Raw genomic sequence first — 21879 nt, forward strand, 5'->3', positions numbered from 1 at the left:
TAAAAAATTAATACATCTGATAGAACAAAAATATGTTTAAAGATGATGATATGTATAAAAATAAGGAGGCAATCTTATGTGTTTAACAAGTAATTTAATGAGTCAAGACAAGATAATAGTTTTAAAAGCGACTAAGGATACTATAAATGAGGTTATAGATAAGGGGATTTATGCATTAGCTAATTTGCCTAATAACTATAATCAATTTGAAAAGTTTGTATTAGTAGATGGAGAAAATACTAATGAAACTAAAGTTTTGGCTGTAGGTACTATAAGTGAGCCATCTGAAATAAATACAAATAGTAAGTCAGTAAATATATTTAATAATGTCAATTATAAATGGGAATATGAACTAGCTAATGTAGTAGATTTAAGGGGAGATTCACTAACACTTGAAGATGTATTTATGGAAAATGGATTAGATAATGTTAACTATGTAGTTCAATCTTAGAGATAAAAGCTACACATCTTATTTTAGGATGCGTAGCTTTAATTTTTACTCTAATACATTATATAGATTGAAATGTAAAATTAAATAAAATAATACATTATTTTCAAGGAGAGTATTGTATAATAGATAATAACAAGAGTTAATTGAAGGGAGTAGGGGCATATATGAATAATAGAAAATGTCCACTTTGTGGATGTGAAGAAATTGCTATGGGAAAGCAGAGTGGTCATGGAAGTATGATGGCTGTAGATAAATTTTCAACTGGATCAGATATAATTGCAGAAATTTGTACAAATTGTGGATATATATTATCAATGAGGGTAGAAAAACCTGAAAAATTTAAGCCAGCTAAGCAAATTAGGTGTTAAGTTAATAATAAATATTAAAAATAGAAGAGGCATTGTTTCTAAAGTAGAAACAATACCTCATTTTTATTAAACAAAAAGAATAAACAAATATAAAAATAGCTAAATATTCCTTAAATTTTAATAGAATATAACAAATTTAAAATTTGCTTTTATAAAAGTGAAGTATATAAACAAAAGGCAAAATAAAAGTCATTTTATGGGAAGAAAAAAATAAATTGATTTACAAAATTCTACAGAAATAGATAGGAATTGTTGATACAATTTATTATAGAGCAATAATGTAGATTTATTAGAGTAAAGTTAATGGGAGTAAGTTTTTATAAATAAAGGCTTACTAAAGATAAAAGTCAAGGGGAATATCTATGAGTACATTTAATTTTTATGTAGTACATATGTTATCGGTTGCTATAAGTGGATCTATAGTTTAGTTACTTTTATCTAAACTTTTTTAAAAAGACTCCAAGATTTATTGGAACTATATTTAAAGGAAGATTTATGTTTTTAGTTGAGATTTCTGCTATATATATTGTAATTAAAGTTAATATGGGTAAGTATATTACTAGTTACAGAGATATATGGTCTGGAGTAATAGTAGGGATATGGATAGACATAATTCAATTGGCATTATATAAAGAATTGCCTAAAAAAGAAGAGTATAAAGAGAAAATACAGTAGAGTTTAAGTTTTATCATAAAAGGGTAAAGAGGGAGAAGTTATGTATGAAAAGAATTTATTTTTAATTATTTTATTATTTTATATGATAGGTGGCTCTATAGGATATCTAATATCATTCAAGATTTTAAAAAATACTTTTATATATATATCAAATACTAAATGGAAAAAGATTATATCAGCAATTGTGGTATTGTTATTATATATGGCAATAATTATAAATTTTAAAAAATATGATATTAAGTTTGAAGAAGTATATAGCTGCATTATATATGGGTTTTTATGGGCTATTTACAGTAGGATTATTAGTACCGAAAGAGAAGATAAGCAGATTAATATAAAGAAAGTAGAGTAGATTTATTATAAATGTATAAAGGGGAATGTTTATGGATTTTGTATATAGAATAATTCCAGTAATGATAAGTATGACTATAGCTCAGATATTATTATTTAAAGTTTGGAAGAATCCCTTAAGAATTATAGGAAATACGGTGAAAAAGAAGCTTATTTCTTTTGTGATTATTTTTATCTCAGTTATTTTAATTGAATGGTTTATAGATAGTTCCACTATTAATTATAAGGAAGTGTATAGTAGTTTATTATTAGGAATTTTTATTATGGTTAATGGAAGGCTATTTTGTACGGATATTGAAGGAGAAGATAAATATAAGTCTAAGAATAATTGAAAGAAACTAAGTAGATATAATTAATTTCGTACTACAACTAATGGAGGATATAATGGTAAAACTTAAGAAGTATATTGAGATAAAAGAGGTTAAAAATATAGCAATATATGCTGTTTTATTTCAAGTTATAGTAATACTGATTCAAATTATAATTTCAACAGGAATATCAACTATATTTCCTAGTGATGAAATTATAAAACTAGAATACGAGTCATATATGTATTTTATTTGGGCAATTATTTTTGCACCAATAATCGAAGAAATAATTTTTAGACAAGGACTATATGGATTGCTAAAGAAGAAAATAAGTCTTAAAAAAGCAATGGTAATTGCATCTATAATATTTGGAGTTATTCATATTCAGCCTATAACTATTATTTTTGCTTTTTTTGCTGGATATAACTGTTGCCTAATATATGAGAAATATAAAACAATTATTGCGCCAATTATTTTTCACTCAGTATGTAATGCAATAGGATTAATAAATGGAAATTTTCTAAGGGACTTTTATGTTAATAAAGGAGTTTTAATAACAGCAATTATATTTACTATTTCTATAGTATTATTAGTAGCTACAATAATTTTACATAGAAGGCAAGCAGAAAATATATTTAAAAACAGTAGTAATAAATTTATATAAGTAAGTTTTAAGAACAATAGTAGTATTCTTCTAATTATAAGAAGAGCTACTATTTTTTTATTTAAAGAAATTCAATGCAACTATTCTATGATATATTAAGTCTAATATATGTAAAGAGAAGCGCATGCGTAGAAAACTTTCAGGAGGCAAACTAATGGAACTTCTTATAAAAAAAGCTCAAAATGGGGATAAAGAAGCTTTTATATCTATAATAAATGAGCATCTTCAGATGATGTATAAGGTAGCGAAAACTAGGCTTAGTTCTGAAGAAGATATAGGAGACGCAATACAAGAAACAATATTATCAGCATATAAAAGCATATGTGTACTTAAGAATACTTCATATTTTAAAACTTGGCTAATAAAAATACTTATAAATAAATGCAATGATATTATCTCTAAAAATAAAAAAGTAATATATGTTGAAGATTATTATGAGAGTATTGAGAATGAAGATTTATTGGATGATAAGGGTAGTATAGAAGAAAATATAGTATTTAATGAGACTTTAAATTCTATAGATGAAAGTTATAAAACAGTTGTTGTACTTTATTATGTAAGTGGATTTAATACAAGGGAAATAAGTGAGATATTAAAGGAAAAGGAAGGCACAATAAAGTCTAGATTAAGTAGGGCAAGGCAAAAGCTTAAGGAGATTTATTTAAAAAGTTATAATGAGGAAAATAGAGATTTTGAGGTAGGGGGAAGTAAGTAGTGGATATAGATAAGAATATTAAAGATAAGTTAAGTGAAAAGGAAAGTATTCCAGAAGGGATTTTAGAAAAAGTAAATGATGCTTTTGGTGAAATTAGAAATGGAGAAGAGATTAATAGAAATAAGAAAAGCAAAAGTAAAATTAATAAAAAGATAGTAGCTTCTTTTATTGGAGCATGTTTAATTTTATCATTTTCTATAGGACCTAAGGTATTAGCTAGTATTGAAGAGTTTTTAAAAGATAGAGGAATACAAAAAGCTAAAAGTAATGGCTATGTTCAAGAGATGTTAGATAATGAAGTAAAAGATAATGGAATATCAATAAAAGTTAATGAAATAATTCCTGATAAAAATAAAATAGGAATATCATTTACTTTGAACTTTGATGATGCTGATAAATTAAAAGATGTTAGTGGTTTAAGGTTTGGTTTAAATATTAAAGATAATAATGATAGAGTTATTTTAGGTAAAGATGAAGAAGGAATGTATTCACCATATTTTACAGGGTTTGAGTGGAATGCAGATTTAGCTAATGCAGAAAGTGGAGAGATAAAATGTGATTTAATAATTACAGATACAAAAAGTATAATTGAAGATATAAAGAGTATATCCCTAGAAATTGTTGATATTGGTTTATATAAAAATAATGCTGATTCAATAGAAAAAATTAATGGTAACTGGAGTTATGAGTTAGATTTATATGATGGAGTTACGAATGTTGAAAGTATAGACTATGTTTTAGAAGAGGAAAATGAAAATATTAAATTTGATTCTATGGTATCTTCAGCCACTAATACAATAGTAAAAATGGACATAAATATAGAAGCGTTAAAAGTAGATGAAAATATAGTTAATAAAATGATACTTACTGATGAGAATGAAAGTAATATTTATAAATTCACTAATGGAAATATGGAAAATATAGATGGGGGAGTAAGAATAGCCTTTATGTATGACTTAACTACCTTTGATAATTTAGATAAAGTGAAAATCATTATAAGGGATATAAATGGAGAAGATATAAAGATTAATTTAAGAAAAGAAAGTTAATGGAGGGATATACTGTAGATATAAATTAAGTTTTAAAATAGAATGCTAATTGGAGGACTATAAATTATATGATTTATAGTCCTTTAACAATAGAAAATAATTACAATTATTATTAATATATAACATTTATAGTGGTTATTCACAAATGTGATTTCATTAGATATAAGAAAGATATATTTAAGTTAATGTACTTCTTTGAATAATAGAAATAAAGGAGGAAGTAATGAAAAAAATATCTTTAAGTAAGCCAGTAAGGATAATAGGAATTTGTGTTTTAATTTATTTTATACTTTTTGTTATTTCAGCTTGGGAAAGAAGAAATGATAGATTTTCAAATAAAGAGCCTAAATTGAATTTGATTATAGATAATGAAAAACATAGAGATATAGTTTCTAAAGGAATTTGGATAAATGAATATAAATTTATGAAAGGCAGCTTGCCAGGTGGTGGAGTTGGGGCAGATGTTTTGATTCTTGAAAAAGAAATTAAAGAGTATTTAGCCATTGATGTTAAACCAAATGATAATATATCATTTGATATAAGCTGTTTTAGAATACTTTAATGTCAATTATAAAGAGGCTATGATAGTTTATTATTAGGAATTCTAGTTATAGTTAATGGAAGATTATTAATTACTGATTTTGAAGATAAAGATTAATATAAGAAAATTAAAGTTAAGATAATATCCAAATATTAATAGTTATGGTAATATAAATATTAATGTTTGGATAATTTATTTTAAAATTAGGGAGATTAGAGATGAAAAAATCTATAAGTTTAAGATCTTTCTTTGCTTTAAACTTTGCTTTAATAATTATAGTTCTTATTACAACCATAAGTTATATAATAAGCTATAAATCAATGAAAGAGTATAAAAATCAAATTGGGAATACACTTTCAGAGACAGCCTTTCAAATGGCTGATAAACTAGATAGGTATATGTGGGCTAAATATAGGGAAGTCGATCTTTTAAGTAATATGGATTCCTTTAAAAATATTGAGAACAAAGAACAGATTAAAAATTTAATTGAAAAATTACAAGAAGATGTACCTGAATATGCTTGGATAGGTGTATTAGATACAGAAGGAAATGTGGCTATATCTACAAATGGAATTTTAGAAGGTAAAAATATTTCAGAGAGACCAGTTTATAAAGAAGCATTAAATGAACCTTTTATTGGGGACGTACATGAAGCTGTTTTACTTTCAAAGCTACTTCCTAATCCGACGGGAGAAGCTATGAAGTTTGTTGATATTAGTATTCCAATAAAGGATTCTAATAATAATTTAAAAGGAATATTAGCTACTCATTTAAGCTGGAAATGGGCAAAAGAAATAGAAGATTTTATGATGGAGTCATTAAGAAATAGAAATAATTTAGATGTTTTTATAGTAAGCAGTGACAATACTGTATTATTAGGGCCGGGAAATATGCTAGGAGGAAAGCTTGAATTAAGTAGTATAGAAGAGGACAGTGATGTAAAAAATAGCTGGAGTGTTGAAAAGTGGAATGATGGGAAGGAATACTTAACAGGATATGCAGTAGAAAATGGATATAAGGATTATAAAGGATTAGGTTGGACTGTTGTAGTAAGACAACCTATAGATATAGCTTATGAACCAGTAGAAAATCTTAAAGACTTTGTTATAGTAATAGTTTGTATTTTAGCAGTAGTTTTTGCTTTTATAGGATGGGTTAGTGCAGATATAATAGCAAGACCAATTAAAAAGATTATTTTAGCAGCAGACAGACTTAGATTTGGCGAAGATATAGAAATACCTAGATACAAAGGAATTAAAGATATAGAAATGCTATCTAAATCCTTAAGAAGTCTTATAAGTAGTTTAATTAGTACTGAGAATGCTCTTGGTGAAATGCAGGGGATTGCACATCATGATAATTTAACAGGACTACCTAATAGGGAATATCTTAAGAGATATATAGAAGATATCCAGTTAAGAGCAGAATCAAATAAAGAAATATTCACATTTTATTACTTAGATTTAGATGGATTTAAATTAATTAATGATACATATGGACATGATGCAGGGGATATTATTTTAAAAGAAGTATCAAATAGAATTAATACTAATATGGGAGAAGATGATGTTGCAATAAGATTAGGTGGAGATGAGTTCCTAATTATAAAGAAGGCTGATTCAGACGATTATTTAGGAGAGAGTAATGAATTCGCTAATAATTTAATTAAAGAAATTAGCAATACATATCTAATTCAAGAAAAAGAAATGAAAGTGGGTTGCAGTATAGGTGGTGCTTTCTATCCAACAAATGGCGAAGATCCTATGGAAGTTTTAAAGTTGGCTGATGAAAATTTATATAAATCAAAGAGATCAGGTAAAAATAGATATACTTCTTCTTTGTAATTTATATTAGTTTTAGTGGTGGTTTAAGATGATAATGACTTAAAATATAATGTTATATTTTTAATACCTGTTGTTGGAACTATATCTAATACAATATTACAGTTAGTTGAGAAAAAGATACTAAAGTAAATTTGCATTATAAAAAGAATTATAATAAGAATTCGGTTGAAATAAAGATCACTTAGAAATTATACTAAGTGATTTTTTATTTTAATTAAATTAAGAAAATATTTAAAGATATTCTATAGATAAAAATCAAATTTAGAAAAGATAATGTAAATGTTAGGATTATAAATTATATGATTTATAGTCATTTTATAATTTCAAAAATAGCAATTGATAATAATTTTCATTATTATCTTGACTTCAAGATATACTAGAGGTATAATTATCTTGAAATCAAGATAATGTAGGTGAATATATGGACAATGTAAATTTAAAGCTAGTAGTTGCAATGGCGAGAACTCATAATGATTTATTCTTTGAAATAGAGAAAAGTCTACAGGAATTTGGATTAAATATTAGTGAGTTTGGCGTTTTAGAAATGTTATATCACAAAGGCGATCAACCAGTGCAAAAGGTAGCTGAAAAAATTCTTGTAACTAGTGGAACAATTACTTATGTAATAAATAAGCTAGAAAAAAAGGGTTTTGTAATTCGTAGAAAATGTAATAAAGATAAAAGAGTTTATTATGTTTCCTTAACGGAAAAAGGAAAAGATTATATTTCACATATATTTCCTAAACATAAGGACTTTTTAGATAATTTATTTAAAGATATAGATGAAGAAAGTAAAACTCAGCTTTTAGAGAATTTAATTCAACTAAGAAAAGTTTTAAAATAATCTAATTTAGCAGAGAAAAGTTTTGAAATAATATTTAAAAAAGATTTATGAGAATTAATAAAGAAATTTTATATAAAAAGATAGGAGAGGTTATAAATGAATAAAAATTTTTATGAAGCAATAAAGGAAAGAAGAAGCATTTATGCAATAAGTAAGGAGTCACCAATATCAGATGAAAGAATTAAGGAAATAGTAGAGTATATGGTAAAGCATGTACCATCAGCTTTCAATTCTCAAACTACAAGAACTGTTATCTTATTAGGAGAGTCTCATGATAAGATATGGAATATAACTATGGAAGCTTTAAGAAAGATAGTTCCAGCAAGTGATTTTGCATCAACTGAAGCAAAAATAAATTCTTTTAAGGGTGGATATGGAACAGTTTTATTCTTTGAAGATTTTGCAGTTGTGGAATCATTACAAAAACAATTTGAATTATATAAGGATAATTTCCCAGTATGGGCTCTTCAAACATCTGGTATGATGCAATTCTCAGTTTGGACTGCATTTGCAACTGAAGGACTTGGAGCAAGCCTTCAACATTATACTGAATTAATAGATGCAGAAGTTAAAAAGGAATTTAATATACCAAATAACTGGAGAATGATGGCTCAAATGCCTTTCGGTAAGATTGTATCAGGAGCTGGAGAAAAGGAATTTTCCCCAATAGAAGATAGAGTTAAAGTAATAAAATAATTAAAGAGTGAAAGAATGAAAAAATGAAAGAATTAAGGATGTAATTTTTATAGAATTACTAATATTATTTTCTTTTAAAAACTCCTTAGGGAGTTTTTTCATTATTCATTCTTAATTTTTTCATTGTGCGACAGCACTTTCTAAATTTTTTCATTCTAAAATGTGATTATTGAGAAGTATAAATAAGGAGGTAAGAATATGATTAGAAGAATTGATCATAAAAATATGGGCAAGAGTGAGCTAGGATGGCTTAGAAGTATATTTCACTTTTCTTTTGCAGAATATTTTAATATAGATAATATGAATTTTGGAGCATTAAGAGTTATTAATGATGACTTAATAGCAGCTGGGACAGGATTTCCTCTTCATCCACATAAAGATATGGAAATAGAACTCCTATAATTGATTAAAATAAAGTTTGAAAAAAGAGGATATTAATATTAAGTTGTTAATATAGAGATATATTAATTACTTAAGTATTAATATCCTGTTTTTTTACCATAAAACAGGAGAAAAAAAGTTTATTAATATTAAGTTAATAAAAAGAAAATAATTTATGAATAAAAAGAAATTTTCCACACTTATGGTATGGGCGAACTATATTCTTTTTTAGAGGTGATTTGATGGTTAAAAAAAGTAATTGGGCAAATGATGAAGATGTCAAATTAATAGAACTGTTTAACTTAGGCTATACAAGTAAAGAAATAGGAGCAGAATTGAATAGAACAAAAGAAGCAGTGCAAAAAAGAATACAGTTATTTAAAAAGAAAAAGATTATTTGTGAGAAAAATAGGAAGTTAAAGCAAATAGAGTGTAGAGAAATAAAAAAAGCAATTAATAGGGAAAGTAGTAAATTTCTAAGTAATAGAGCAACTATAAAAGCTTGTATTTCTGCTTATAAAAATAACAGTATGGGAGATTTAGTATTAGATAAAAAGAAAGCTAAAGAACAAGGAATTGCTTTTCCAATAGATATGCCAGGTGTAAGTGTTAATGAGGAAATTAGAAAATTCAATAAGTTTGAAGAGAAAAATGGAAAGTTAGATTTAATAAAATATGTTAAGAGTGAAGCAGAAAGATTAAGGGAACTTCAAAAGGAAGTTAGAAAAGGTATAGAAGAGATTAGTGTTTAAAGTTTATAGAAAGGAGCGTTAAAAATGGCTATGATCACTTTGACAATAGAGCAAAGGGAGAAGTTTAATAAATATTTTCCAGAACAGTATCAAAGAAATGTGGCTATGTCTATTTTTGCAAGTATTAAGTATTGGCAAGATAAAGAAATTGGTTTTCTTAGATTTTCATTAGACAAGCTATATACAAAATATAAGAATAAGTTTTTCTTAACTTTATCAAATTTTAAGAAAATAGCAAATAAGTTAGTTAGCTTAGGATTGCTAAAAACAATGAATAAAGGGCGATTAAAATTTTATGGTACTTATGACTGTAAATCTGATGATGAAATAAGGAAAGAAAATGAAAAATTAAGAGAAGAAAATAGTGCTTTAAATGAAGAAGTAGAAAGATTAAAGAAAGAGCTTGAAGACTTTAAAAGAGAAGTCAGAGAAAAGTTACATAATATGTCAAAAGATGAAGTAGTAGAAAAAAAGAGTGAAGTTAATGACTTTGAAAAAGAAGTTATTTCACAAGATGTTGTAATAGAAACAGCATATACAATGATGGATGAAGTGGGGATTGAAAAAGGTTCAACTCCATTTATGCAAATAATAGAAAGTTTATATACAAAGACAGATAAAGAACCAATACATAGAAAAGGATTAGTAAATTACATAAAGAAAGTAATACATAACAAAGTACATAATCAATCGAAGTTTAAAGAGATACTAAGGAATGAAAGAAAAAAGCCTAGTGCTTTTATGATTAAAGCAGAAGAACAAAAATATATAAATTTAGAACGTAGATTATTAGGATGGGATAAATAAAGAGGTGAAATTATGGAATATATAAAGAGAGGAGATATATTTAAAGCTGATTTAGGATATGATAAAAATGCAGGAAGTGAGCAACAAGGAGAAAGACCTGTAGTTATTATTCAAAATGATATAGGAAATAAATATAGTCCTACAGTTATAGTAGCTTCTGTAACATCACAAATAAATAAGGCTAAGTTGCCAGTTCATGTTGAAACAAAAAATAATTTTTATTTAGATAAAAATTCAATAATATTATTGGAACAAATAAGAACTTTAGATAAGAGAAAATTAAAGGGATGGATAGGAAGATTAGACTATTTGGAAATGAAAAATTTAGATGAAGCATTGAAAGTAAGTGTTGGATTATAAGGGGTGTTAATAATGGAACAAATAGATATTATAGTTAAAATTCAAAAGTTATTAGCATTAAGTAAAAGTTCAAATCAGAATGAAGCTCAAAATGCTATGTTAAAGGCACAAAAACTTTTAATTAAGTACAAGTTATCATTACAAGAAGTAGAAAGTTATTTAAAAGAAAATGTTAAAATAGAAGATTTTAAAACAGAGCAAAAATTTCGAGGTAAGAGTTGGAAAAGTAATCTAGCAAGAGTTATAGCAGATAATTTTGGATGTTTTTTATATTACAATACAGGGAATTATAAAGTACATAGAGTATGTTTCTATGGAAAAGAAGAAGATGTAATAATTGCTAATATAATGTTTGAATATGCAGTAAAGTGGATTGACTTAGAAGGAAACAAGCTTGTTAAAAGAATGAAGCAAGATAAGAGAAGGAAACATTTTGATGGGATAAAAAGTGATTATGCACTTGGTTTTGTATTTGGACTAAAAGAAAGATTTAGAAGTCAAATAAAAGAAAATGAAGAATGGGGATTAGTTCTTCAAAAGGATCAAGTAGTAATAGATAGTTATACTAAGTTTTCAAGGGAATTTGGGAAAATATCAGTAAATAAAGAATTTAATAGACATCTTGAAGCTTATAATCAAGGAAAAGAAGATGGTGAAAAGTTTGATATTTTAGACAAAATTGAAAATGAAGGAGAAGAAGAACTTAAACTAGCTTAAAATTTACAGGACTAACGAAAAGGGATTACAAAAACAACTGCAAAAGTTAAAGTGGGTTACTGTAAGTTTTCCAATAAGGGGGAGCAATCCCCCTTAATAAAAAAAGTGTTCCCGGGTGACACAAAGGAGTGAAAATATGAAGAGTGGAGAAGAACGTTTTTTAGAATACATAAATGAACAAATATATATAGAACTAAGTAAGGAAGAAAATATTTCAAAAGATGAAATTATAGCTTGGGGATTAGAGTTAGGGATTAGTGATATTAATAATTCTAAAAGTAGTTTAATGATAAAAGATAAATTGATACAAAATGGTATAACATATTTAGATATTTATAATAAGTTTAAGCATAAAGCTTACGGAATACATCCAAGTAGGTTTGAAAATAAGTTTAAAGTAAATAGTTATCAAAGAAGAAAAATGATAGAAACTGGATTTATAAAAATTGCTTATTACAAGGAAGAAGAAATATATCCAGGAAGATTTGAAAAAGTTCCTTTCTTCAATCCAAAGTGGTATTTTAATATAACTATTAATGATATTGAAAATTGGAGAATAAACAATATAAAAGGATATGGAAAACAACAGTTAAAATTAGACATATAAATACAATATATGTTAAAATAATAAATAAAATAATAAATAAACAGAAATTTGAAATTGGAATAATAAAAGGTGTCCCCGGGGGATACAAGTTTGTAAGGAGGAATTAACTTATGAATTTTGAAAAAATGAAGGAAATGTTAAAGAATAAGAAAGTACAAATGATTGCTGGAACAGTAGCAGGAGTTTTAGTATTAACATTAGCTGGAACAATGCTATTAAATAATAAGAATGTAGAAAATAAAAATATTGCTATAGAGAAAGAAAATAAAAAAGATGATAAGAAAGATGTTAATAAAGAAAAGAAGGATGCCAAAGAGGAATTAGAAGAATTAAAAAAGGTAGATACATCTAATCTATCAGATGAAGAAAAAAAGGATTTAGAAAATAAAATTGCAGAAGCAGAAAAGAAATTAGTTAAAGAGAATAATAGCAGTTCAATTGAAGAAGTTGCTTCAGGAACATCAAATTCGGGTTCAAATAGTACAAGCAGTAAAAATGATTCAACTGAAAATAATAGTACAAATAATAACACTAATAATGGTACAGTTCCAAATAAGCCTAATGATAATAATACAAGTGATTCAAATAAACATACTCATAGCTGGAATCCAATTACTAGTAAAGTTCATCATGAGGAACAAGGACATTATGAAAATATTTTAGTTAGTGAAGCATGGACAGAAGAAGTTCCAATATATGAAGAACAAGAAGTGTATATTTGTAATGGGTGTGGAGCGGATATAACATCTGATCCAGATAAGCATATGTATGAAGCTTTATTAGTAGGGAATACGAAATGTGCTGGATATTCTTCTGATTGGAAACAGATTCAAGTAGGAACTGATAAAATAACTCACGATGCTGTATATGAAAGTAAATGGATTGTTGATAAAGCAGCTTGGGATGAAACTGTAACAACTGGATATAGTTGTAGTTGTGGAGCAACTAAATAATATTTTTATAGTAAGGAATAATAAGTATAATAAAGGCGTAACAATGAAGCTACACCCTTATTAACAGAAACTTTACTTCGTTGTTGTCTTTACACAAGGGGGTAATTTTATTAATGAAAAATGAGAGTATAAATGTAATTTTATCTGAAAAAGATATAAATAAAATAAAAAAAGCTTATAATAACGAATATATTTCAGATGATTATTTAAATTTTGAGATAGTTAATATTATGAAGTGTGAGGATATTAGCAAAGAAAAAGCCATAAATAAAATATTAAGTTTAGTAAATGCTTAAATAAAGAAAAGTGTTCCTCGGGAACACTTTTTAAATTAATAATGATTATATTTAGTTTTAATTTAAAACACCTAGTATATAGGTGTTTTTTTAGTATGAAAATTATGTAACATAAAGAACTTCAACTATTAAAGATAGTTGGAGTTTTTTAATTGCATAATTTAAAAGGATGATAAGGAGGGGATAAAAAATAATTGCAAATTTTTAACTACAATAAAGAGTTAAGGAGGGAAGTTTGTTGAGAAAACTTAAAAGAATTTTAAGTTTAGTTCTAACTAGTTGTATCTTTATAGGAATGGGTAGTGATATAAAAGTACAAGCTCAGGCTTTAGAAGAAGTTGCTAAGTTAGAAATCAAAGTTAATGGTAAAGGTACTGTTATTGTTGATGATGGCTATTCAAAATATTCTTTAGAAGATAAGGATGTATTAAAAGCTAATGCAACTGTAAATAGTGATTTGAAATTAACAGTAACTCCTGATGATGGCTATTTAATAGCTTCTGTAAATGGGGTTGATTCTCAAGTTGGAGAAAGTGCTAACAGTAGAATATATGATGTTAGTACAAAATCTGATGGTACTTTTATTGATGTAAACTTTGAAAAAGAAATTAAAGAAGAAGTTAATAATGACATTAAAGAAGAAACTAAGGATGAAGTCAAAGAAGAAAAAGAAGATAATAATAAATCGGAAATTTCTAGTGATATTGAAAATGAACTTACAGAAGAAATTATTATAAATAAGTATAATGATGGCATTAAGATGGAAGAAAAACTAATAGAAGCTAGAAAGAAGTTAGCAACTGAGAAAAATTTATTGGATCAGGTTGATGAAAACTTCTTTTTAACTGAAGAATATCTTTCTAATAAATCTAGTGCTGATTTAATGAACGAAGGTGTCCTTATATTATTGAACTCATTAACCAATGATGAAATAAAAGGATTTTTAACTGAAATTAATAGTAATGATGAATTTATTGTTAGACAAAGTTTAGTTGAAAGCAGACTTTTTAAAAGCGATTTAATTAGTAATAGATTTTCTTTTTTAAATACAAGAGAAACATTAGTAGTTGGAAATAGAGGGGCAATAACAGATTACTATAATGGATATGCACATACAGCTCCATTATTATCAATCAATGGGAAACAAGCTTTTTGTGTAATGTTTGAAATGAAAGATCCATCTAGTGGAACTATTGCTACTAATAAAAGATTAGCAAATAATGATATGTTAAGAAAAATTCTTTACTATGGGTACAATGGTCCTGGAACTGGTAGTATATCAAGTTCTTGGGCAAGTAATCAAAACTTACTTATGATTGCAACTACTCAAGCAGCTTCAAAAGCTAATGGTCATGCATCATATAGTTTAGGAAATGATTTTTACAATTATGTTAGTGGACTAGCAACACCACCAAGTGGATTTAAGGTATATGTAGTAACTACTAATGGTGGAGCTACTCAAGACTTAGCATATTGGGAATTTGAACAAAAAGGTAGATTACAAATTTCTAAAGAATCAGCAGATCCTTCAATAACTAATGGGAATAATAGTTATTCATTAGTTGGTGCTGAATATGGAGTATATACAAATTCTAATGCTACTGGACAGGTTGCTACTCTTGTAATTGGTAGTAATAACTACTCACAAGTAGTTGATTTAGATGCGGGAACTTATTATATAAAAGAAACCAAAGCACCTAAAGGATATTACTTAGATAAGACTACTTATCCTATAACTGTTAGTGCGGGTAGCAAGGCTACTAAGACCTTTAAAGATAAACCTAAAACAGACCCAGTTTCTCTACTCCTTAGAAAAGTAGATAAGGATACTGGAGCCAATACTCCTCAAGGAAGTGGAACTTTAGCTGATGCTCATTTTACTTTCAAGTTCTATGCAGGAGAATATGCTGATGGAGTTAATCCAGCAGATCTAGGAGTATCCCCTACAAAGATTTGGGTTATGAAAACCAATAATTACGGTTATACAAAGTTGAGCAATGAGTTTAAAGTATCAGGAGATGATTTTTGGTTAGATTCAAGGGGGAACCCAACATTGCCTCAAGGAAATCTAACAATACAAGAAATAAAAGCTCCTGTTGGATATAAAATTAATCCGGAAATATTTATAAGAAAAATAGTTCCAGGTCAATCTGAAGGGGTAAGTACTTACAATGAACCAATAATTAAAGAAGATTCTTTAAACTTTGTTATAAAGAAAGTTCAAAGTGGAACTTCAACTTTAATACCTAATGCTAAGTTCAGACATACTAAGCCTGATGGCAGTATAGAAGAATTAAAAACTGGTTCAAATGGGGAAGTAATCATTAGAGGTTTAACTCAAGGTACTCATAAAATAGTTGAAATTGAAGCTCCTGAAGGTTATGAAGTAAATAGAAATGAATTTGTATTCGAGGTTAAGTCAGATAATACTATAAAAGTTATTTCAAATACTACAAACATGGGTATGAATTATTCAACTTTTGAAGGTGATGGACTTTTAACAGTAAATGATGATGTTAAACCATTTAGTATAAGATTAACAAAAATTAATGATAAAGGAGCAGTTTTAGAAGGTGCTGAATTTACTTTATATTCAGATAGTGCGTGTAATAATGCTATAGAAACTCAAGTAAGTGATAGAAATGGTAATCTTAAATTTAAAAATTTGAGACCAGGAACAAAATATTATATGAAAGAAACAAAAGCTCCTGAAGGCTATAGAATACCAGTAGATATTTTTGGAAAAGTTCATGTTTATGAAATATATGCAGAATCAATACCAGTTAATAATGTATTTAATTACTATATAGATGGTGTTAAATACACATCAAATGATACAGATTCAAGCAAGGATATATATTTAGCTGGAACTAAAGCTGATAGAGAAGTAAATATGAAGGTTGTAAACACAATAGGTATGAAGTTACCTAAAACGGGTTCTTGGTTAATGATACCTATATTATTGGTTGGAGTAGGATTAATGTCTTATTCAGTTTTTTCAAATAAAAAGAAAATAAAAGATGGTAAAGGGGAATCGGGTAATGATAAGTAAGAAAACAAGAAAAGTATTTAGTTCATTATTATTAGCAGGAATAATAATGGGTCAAATGAGTTCAATAAATGTTTTTGCTGAAGAAAACACACAAAGTATAGTAGATGTAAAGGCTGAAGTAGGAACTCCAGGAGGAGTAGCAAATTTAGGTCGAGGAAGTGCTCAAATAACTATTTCAGGAAACATGGGACAAACTTTAGTAGGGAAAAAGTTTAATGTGTACAAGCTATTTGATGCAGAAAATTCAGCCAAGTTAGAATCAATTAATTATACAATAAATCCTACTTATAAAACTCCATTACAAAATGTAGTAGGTAAGAAATTAAATAAGGCAGCAGCTCAAGTAACTGAATATGAAATAATTGATTATATTCAATCTTTAAATACTAATAAGATTGAAGGTGCTAATGCAGATCAAACTTTAGAAGGTAGATATAGTGATTTTAGATACTTTGTAGAAGAATTAAGGGATGAAATCAAGAAATTAAACATTAAAGGTGATGTTGTTAGTGTTAGTGAAACTAAGGCTGATAATAGCATAGTTATTGCAGGATTAGACTATGGGTATTATGTTGTTGATGAAGTAACTGCTGTAGGCAATACTCATTCAGCAAGTTCACTTTGTATGGTTAATACGGCTAATCCTAATGCAGATATTCAAATAAAAGCAGATTATCCTTCTGTAACTAAGAAGATATTAGAAGATGATAATAAAGATGCAATAGGTAATAATGGTTGGAATGATATAGGGGATTATGAGATAGGTCAAACAGTTCATTATAAGTTTGAATCCAATGTACCTAATATGAATGGATATGATACTTATTATTATGCTTACCATGATAAGATGGATGAAGCTTTAACATTTAAGAAAGATTCTGTATCAATCGTTATTGAAGGGAAAAATAAGAACTATACATTAAACCCAGGTGAATTTAATATAGTTGAGAATCTAGGAAACGGAGAAACATTTAAAGCAGAAATATTAGATTTAAAAGCTATAGTAGATAGAGAATTTAATAATAAAAATGCTTTAGGTGAAAATGAATATGGACAAAATGTTGTTTTAAAATTTGATGCAACTTTAAATGATAAAGCAGCTGATGATACTGGTAGACCAGGTTTTGAAAATGATGTAAAGCTTGAATTTTCTAATAACCCTGATGGAGATGGAAATGGCTCAACTGGGGAAACTCCTTGGGATACTGTAGTATGCTTTACATTTAAGATAAATGGTTTAAAAGTTAATGACCATAACTTAGAACTTGAAGGAGCTAAATTTAGATTATACTCTGATAAAGATTGTAAAAATGAAGTATATGTAAAAAAATCACCTAATGGATATATAGTAATAAATAGAGATAGTATTGGTGGAACAGACCATACTGGTGGAACTAAACCTCAAGATGCTGTAGAAATGGTTTCAAATGCTGATGGTGTATTTAACATAATTGGATTAGATCAAGGACAATATTGGCTTAAAGAAACAGATGCACCTGATGGATATAGACCACTTTTAGATCCAATAGAAATTAATGTAGTACCAACTTATACAACTGATAGAAATAATTACATTAAAGGTGATGGAGCTACTGATAAAACATTAAAGACATTAGAAGCAACTGCTAAGATAAAATCATTCTATTCAGGAATATTTAATACTGAAGATTTAAATTTAACTACGGATTTAAATGAAGGTTCAATGAACTTAACAGTAGTAAATAAGGTTGGAACTAAGTTACCTATAACTGGTTCACCAATGACTTTATTAATGATAAGTTTAGGAACTGGAGCAATGGTTTATTCAATTAGAAAAAAGAAATAATAAATATTAGATATTAGATATTAGATATTAGATATTAGATAGGTAGATATTGTATGGGAAAGAATAGTATATTAAAAAAATTAAGTTTTTTATTAGGATTAATATTATGTTCTTACCCTTTGATTAGTGGGATAGTTCAGCAACAGGCTCAGAAAGGGATTGTTGCTACCTATCAGCAGATGATAAATAATTCATCTAATTCTTCTCTTGAAGATACATTAACAAAGGCTAATGAGTATAATGAGGTTTTATTTAACTCGCTTACTTCTTTAAGTAGTGATAAGCTGAGTATTTTAAGTGAAGAAAGTTACAATGAAACATTAAATATAGGTAATGGAATAATGGGAAGTATAGAAATACCTAGTATTAATGTAAACTTACCTATTTATCATGGTACTAGTGATGAAGTATTGTCTGTTGGTGTAGGACATCTTAACGGAACAAGTTTACCTATAGGTGGAATTAATACAAAGAGCATATTAACGGCTCATAGGGGATTACCTAGTGCTAAGTTATTTACAAGACTAGATGAATTAGTGGAAGGTGATTTATTTTTTATAAGAGTATTAAATGAAACATTAGCTTATAAAGTTAATGATATACAAGTAATAGATCCTGAAGATGTTGCAGGATTAGAAATTGAAGAAGGAAAAGATTTAGTTTCTCTTATAACTTGTACTCCGTATGGGTTAAATACTCATAGACTTGTTGTAACTGGTGAAAGAACTGAATATGAACCAGCTATATATGAAAATATAGAAAGTAAAAATATGTCTATTAGAGAAGTTGTATTTTTAGCAATTCCTTTTGTATTTTTAACAATAATTCTTGGAAGGAGGATTAAGAGTGCTAGGAAAAAAGCTTAAAGTCTTGGTATCAACATTAATATTATTAAGCATACCAATTAGTGTTATGGCTTCACCGAGAGCTATAATTAGCGATTCAGTAATAATTGATAAAGGAGATGGAAGCGTAGTAATTCCACCAAGTGAGGTGTTAGGTGAAATATTAAATGATAAAGCTTCTTTATCAAATAAGGGAAGTATAACAATAAAATTAGCAGATGCAAAAAATAATCAAAGTAAAGAAGGAGTTGAATTTTCAATGTCTAAAATAGCTGATGTTGAAGATGGACTTTATAAGGTAAAAGATGATTATAAAAGTGTTGAAGTTGATTTAAATAATATAAAAACTGCTAATGATTTAGAATTAGCAGTAGAGCTATTTAAGAAAGTAGCCAAAACAGATAATTTAATGAAAACTAATGCTAATGGAGAATGTAATATTGAAGATTTAGATGTGGGAGTATATTTAGTATATGCTAAGAATATAGCAAATTACGATAATATAACTCCTTTTATAGTTTCGATTCCTTCATGGAATGAAAAAGATAAATCTATGTCTTATGATATACAAGTAATACCTAAGCATACTGAAATAGTTAAGAAAGAAAAACCTAAAGTTCCAGCTACAGCATATGATGGGAATTCAATTTATTTAGCTTTAGGAGGTATAGGTTTAATAGGTAGTGCAACTTTATTTTTTAATGCAAGAAAGAAGGAGTAACTTTGAAAAAGATAGTAGCAAGTGTTTTATTAGTAATTTCTATAATATTTCTATTTAAAGGCTTTACAGATTGGAAATATAGAATATCCAACAAAGTAAATAATAATAGTATTCGAGAGTTGTCAACTAGCGAAAATGAAGAAGATCCATTAAGTAGAATTATAGATTTTCAGAAACTAAAATCTATAAATAAAGATGTAGTAGCATGGATATACATTCCTGGAACAAAAGTTGATTATCCAATATTAGTAGGCGAAAGTGATGAAGAGTATCTATATAAAGATATAAATAAAGACTATACCCCCTTAGGCTCTTTATTTGGCTTTAGTGGTACAAACTTTACAAAGGGTAATACTTTTATATTCGGACATAATATGGCTAGTAGTCAAATGTTTGGTGAACTCAGAAAATATTTATCTTCAGATTTTTTAGAAGAACATAGATATATTTACTTATATACAGAAAGAAAAGCTATGAAATGTGATATACTTTCAATATTTATTGCTGATGAAAGTGATGATGTGTTCAGTGGACAATATGAACTTGGAACTGTAGAATATATAGATTTACTTTCAGAATTAGTTAATAGAAATAAGTATAATAATAATAACTTAGAAAAGAATATTATTGAATATTCAACTAAACAAGTTTTTAATCTAATAACTTGCTACGGTGGAGAAGGTACTCCCGATAGATTACTTGTTAACGGAATAGTTGTAGAAGAAAAAATAAGATAAAGATTAATAAAAAGGTGTTCCCTAGGGACACCTTTTAATAAATTTAATTAGTTAAGAGAATGGGTGAGAATTATGATAGTTATGTATGTAGTTGGAATACTTTTATTAGGAAGTATACCTTATGCTTGTATTGCAGTAGGTTCTAGGTCCGAAAAAAGATTTAGAAGTATGATTCAATAGTTAATTAATAAATTATAATAATAAAAATGTTCCCAGGGGACATCTTTTATTATTCTGTGAAAAATAAATTTTTTGATATTTATAAAAGGTTTAATTATGAGGAGGGTTTTTTATGAAATTAAATAAAATAATTTTAACAGGAGTAATATCTTTAGGAGTGGTTATGGCAAATGTAACTTCAGCTTTTGCAGCTGGAACAGCAGTTAATATTGAAACAAAGGCAACAACTGTGAATATGACAGTACCTTCAACAATGGCAGTTATATTCAATGAAGATGGTACTAATACATTACCTACAAACTTTACAGTAAAAAATAATAGTAAGATAGGTGGAGTTTCATTAGTAAAAATTGATGTTGATGCAGGAACAACTGGATGGAATTTCTGTGATCAAGCTACTGATATGAAAGTTAAACCGGCAGGAACTAAAGATATTAAATTTACAGCAGGTAAGGAAGGGGTAACTAAGTTAGTAGCTCCAAGTTCAGCTAAAGACAAAAAAGCTTCAGCAACATTTAATTCAGGGCAAATATCAATCCCAGCTACGGGAAGTCAAGTTCTAAAATTTGAAATGGAGCGTACAGCTTTTAAAGAAGCTATATCATCATCTAAAGCTTTTGATATGACATTAACTTTTGATTTTAACTAATAATAAATATGGTGGCGATTTGTATGAAAAAATCTAAGTGTTTTAAAATAATATCTTCTTTAGTAGTTGTTATTTTAATTGCAATAGGATCTATTACATTTCTAAATAGAGAGAAGTTTGAGTATGAAAAAGTAGTAGATAAAATTACTGAAATAGATTATGAAGAAAGACAAGAAGAACTAAACCAGGTGGTTGAAGATGGCATGATGAATGTACAATATTCTTTGAGTTGTGAGTTTGATGGAAAACTTAGCACAAGCTTTAATGTGAAGAATATAGAGAATAATAAGTATCCTATAAAATTTGAGTTATTAGATGAAAATGGTAAAGTAATTTATAAGTCTAATAAGATTGAGAGAGGATATGAGCTAAATTCTATTGAATTGGATGAAGAACTTTCTAAAGGAACTCATGATTGTCAAATAGAAATTGGTTATGCTGAGGAGGGGAATGTGGCATCTGTATTTCCTATAACAATTGAGGTGAATTAA

General features: G+C 27.3%; 26 protein-coding genes and 1 pseudogene. All 27 read left to right on the forward strand.

Annotated features, from left to right (window positions below; genetic code table 11):
* The first annotated feature begins 76 nt into the window (after positions 1–76).
* The 27 genes and pseudogenes from GPX08_RS12880 (at position 77) to GPX08_RS13010 (ending at position 21879) form a co-directional block, all read left to right on the forward strand.
* The gene (locus GPX08_RS12880) at positions 77–451 is read left to right on the forward strand and encodes a hypothetical protein (RefSeq protein ID WP_156627206.1); all 375 of its coding nucleotides are present in this window, start codon (positions 77–79) and stop codon (positions 449–451) included.
* 164 nt (positions 452–615) lie between these two features.
* The gene (locus GPX08_RS12885) at positions 616–819 is read left to right on the forward strand and encodes a transcription initiation factor TFIIIB (protein ID WP_156627207.1); all 204 of its coding nucleotides are present in this window, start codon (positions 616–618) and stop codon (positions 817–819) included.
* 495 nt (positions 820–1314) lie between these two features.
* Positions 1315–1494 carry a hypothetical protein gene (locus GPX08_RS12890; protein ID WP_156627208.1) on the forward strand — a complete coding sequence of 60 codons (180 nt, stop codon included), beginning with the start codon at positions 1315–1317 and terminating at the stop codon, positions 1492–1494.
* Positions 1495–1534: 40 nt separating this feature from the next.
* Positions 1535–1846, forward strand: coding sequence for a hypothetical protein (locus tag GPX08_RS12895; protein ID WP_156627209.1), 312 nt, complete (start codon positions 1535–1537; stop codon positions 1844–1846).
* Between the two features lie 31 nt (positions 1847–1877).
* Positions 1878–2177, forward strand: coding sequence for a hypothetical protein (locus tag GPX08_RS12900; RefSeq protein WP_156627210.1), 300 nt, complete (start codon positions 1878–1880; stop codon positions 2175–2177).
* A gap of 40 nt (positions 2178–2217) precedes the next feature.
* A complete protein-coding gene (locus GPX08_RS12905; protein WP_156627211.1) occupies positions 2218–2817 on the forward strand; it encodes a CPBP family intramembrane metalloprotease in 600 nt (199 codons plus the stop codon).
* A gap of 154 nt (positions 2818–2971) precedes the next feature.
* Positions 2972–3532 carry a sigma-70 family RNA polymerase sigma factor gene (locus GPX08_RS12910; RefSeq protein WP_156627212.1) on the forward strand — a complete coding sequence of 187 codons (561 nt, stop codon included), beginning with the start codon at positions 2972–2974 and terminating at the stop codon, positions 3530–3532.
* Positions 3532–4581, forward strand: coding sequence for a DUF4179 domain-containing protein (locus GPX08_RS12915; RefSeq protein WP_156627213.1), 1050 nt, complete (start codon positions 3532–3534; stop codon positions 4579–4581). The genes GPX08_RS12910 and GPX08_RS12915 overlap by 1 nt, the downstream gene beginning before the upstream one ends.
* 223 nt (positions 4582–4804) lie before the next feature.
* Entirely contained in the window at positions 4805–5143 is a 339-nt protein-coding gene (locus GPX08_RS12920) for a hypothetical protein (protein ID WP_156627214.1), read from the forward strand.
* Positions 5144–5340: 197 nt separating this feature from the next.
* The gene (locus GPX08_RS12925; RefSeq protein ID WP_156627215.1) at positions 5341–6966 is read left to right on the forward strand and encodes a diguanylate cyclase; all 1626 of its coding nucleotides are present in this window, start codon (positions 5341–5343) and stop codon (positions 6964–6966) included.
* Between the two features lie 421 nt (positions 6967–7387).
* Entirely contained in the window at positions 7388–7810 is a 423-nt protein-coding gene (locus GPX08_RS12930; protein WP_156627216.1) for a MarR family transcriptional regulator, read from the forward strand.
* A 96-nt stretch (positions 7811–7906) separates the two neighbouring features.
* Positions 7907–8506 (forward strand): nitroreductase, encoded by a 600-nt coding sequence (locus GPX08_RS12935; protein WP_156627217.1) that lies wholly within the window; start codon positions 7907–7909, stop codon positions 8504–8506.
* 198 nt (positions 8507–8704) lie between these two features.
* Positions 8705–8896, forward strand: a pseudogene (locus GPX08_RS12940) (pirin family protein); the annotation flags it as partial.
* Positions 8897–9129: 233 nt separating this feature from the next.
* Positions 9130–9639 (forward strand): hypothetical protein, encoded by a 510-nt coding sequence (locus tag GPX08_RS12945; RefSeq protein ID WP_156627218.1) that lies wholly within the window; start codon positions 9130–9132, stop codon positions 9637–9639.
* A gap of 24 nt (positions 9640–9663) precedes the next feature.
* On the forward strand, positions 9664–10446 hold the full coding sequence (locus GPX08_RS12950; RefSeq protein WP_156627219.1) for a hypothetical protein: 783 nt from the start codon (positions 9664–9666) through the stop codon (positions 10444–10446).
* 12 nt (positions 10447–10458) lie between these two features.
* The gene (locus GPX08_RS12955; RefSeq protein ID WP_156627220.1) at positions 10459–10806 is read left to right on the forward strand and encodes a PemK family transcriptional regulator; all 348 of its coding nucleotides are present in this window, start codon (positions 10459–10461) and stop codon (positions 10804–10806) included.
* 12 nt (positions 10807–10818) lie between these two features.
* Complete coding sequence (locus GPX08_RS12960; protein WP_156627221.1) at positions 10819–11523, forward strand: DUF2786 domain-containing protein; 705 nt, start codon at positions 10819–10821, stop codon at positions 11521–11523.
* 136 nt (positions 11524–11659) lie between these two features.
* A complete protein-coding gene (locus tag GPX08_RS12965; RefSeq protein ID WP_156627222.1) occupies positions 11660–12130 on the forward strand; it encodes a hypothetical protein in 471 nt (156 codons plus the stop codon).
* Positions 12131–12240: 110 nt separating this feature from the next.
* A complete protein-coding gene (locus GPX08_RS12970; RefSeq protein WP_156627223.1) occupies positions 12241–13083 on the forward strand; it encodes a hypothetical protein in 843 nt (280 codons plus the stop codon).
* Positions 13084–13196: 113 nt separating this feature from the next.
* Entirely contained in the window at positions 13197–13379 is a 183-nt protein-coding gene (locus GPX08_RS12975; protein ID WP_156627224.1) for a hypothetical protein, read from the forward strand.
* Between the two features lie 238 nt (positions 13380–13617).
* Positions 13618–16431 carry a hypothetical protein gene (locus tag GPX08_RS12980; protein ID WP_156627225.1) on the forward strand — a complete coding sequence of 938 codons (2814 nt, stop codon included), beginning with the start codon at positions 13618–13620 and terminating at the stop codon, positions 16429–16431.
* Positions 16432–16477: 46 nt separating this feature from the next.
* A complete protein-coding gene (locus GPX08_RS12985; RefSeq protein ID WP_156627264.1) occupies positions 16478–18256 on the forward strand; it encodes an isopeptide-forming domain-containing fimbrial protein in 1779 nt (592 codons plus the stop codon).
* A gap of 53 nt (positions 18257–18309) precedes the next feature.
* A complete protein-coding gene (locus GPX08_RS12990; protein ID WP_156627226.1) occupies positions 18310–19122 on the forward strand; it encodes a class C sortase in 813 nt (270 codons plus the stop codon).
* Positions 19103–19822 (forward strand): hypothetical protein, encoded by a 720-nt coding sequence (locus GPX08_RS12995; RefSeq protein ID WP_156627227.1) that lies wholly within the window; start codon positions 19103–19105, stop codon positions 19820–19822. Before GPX08_RS12990 ends, GPX08_RS12995 begins: the two co-directional genes overlap by 20 nt.
* A 2-nt stretch (positions 19823–19824) precedes the next feature.
* Positions 19825–20559: a sortase gene (locus GPX08_RS13000; RefSeq protein ID WP_156627228.1), complete on the forward strand. Its 735-nt coding sequence runs from the start codon at positions 19825–19827 to the stop codon at positions 20557–20559.
* A 292-nt stretch (positions 20560–20851) separates the two neighbouring features.
* Positions 20852–21388, forward strand: coding sequence for a hypothetical protein (locus GPX08_RS13005; RefSeq protein ID WP_156627229.1), 537 nt, complete (start codon positions 20852–20854; stop codon positions 21386–21388).
* A 23-nt stretch (positions 21389–21411) separates the two neighbouring features.
* Positions 21412–21879, forward strand: coding sequence for a hypothetical protein (locus GPX08_RS13010; protein WP_156627230.1), 468 nt, complete (start codon positions 21412–21414; stop codon positions 21877–21879).

It is taken from the genome of Clostridium tertium, assembly GCF_902652255.1.
Taxonomy (GTDB): domain Bacteria; phylum Bacillota; class Clostridia; order Clostridiales; family Clostridiaceae; genus Clostridium; species Clostridium tertium_A.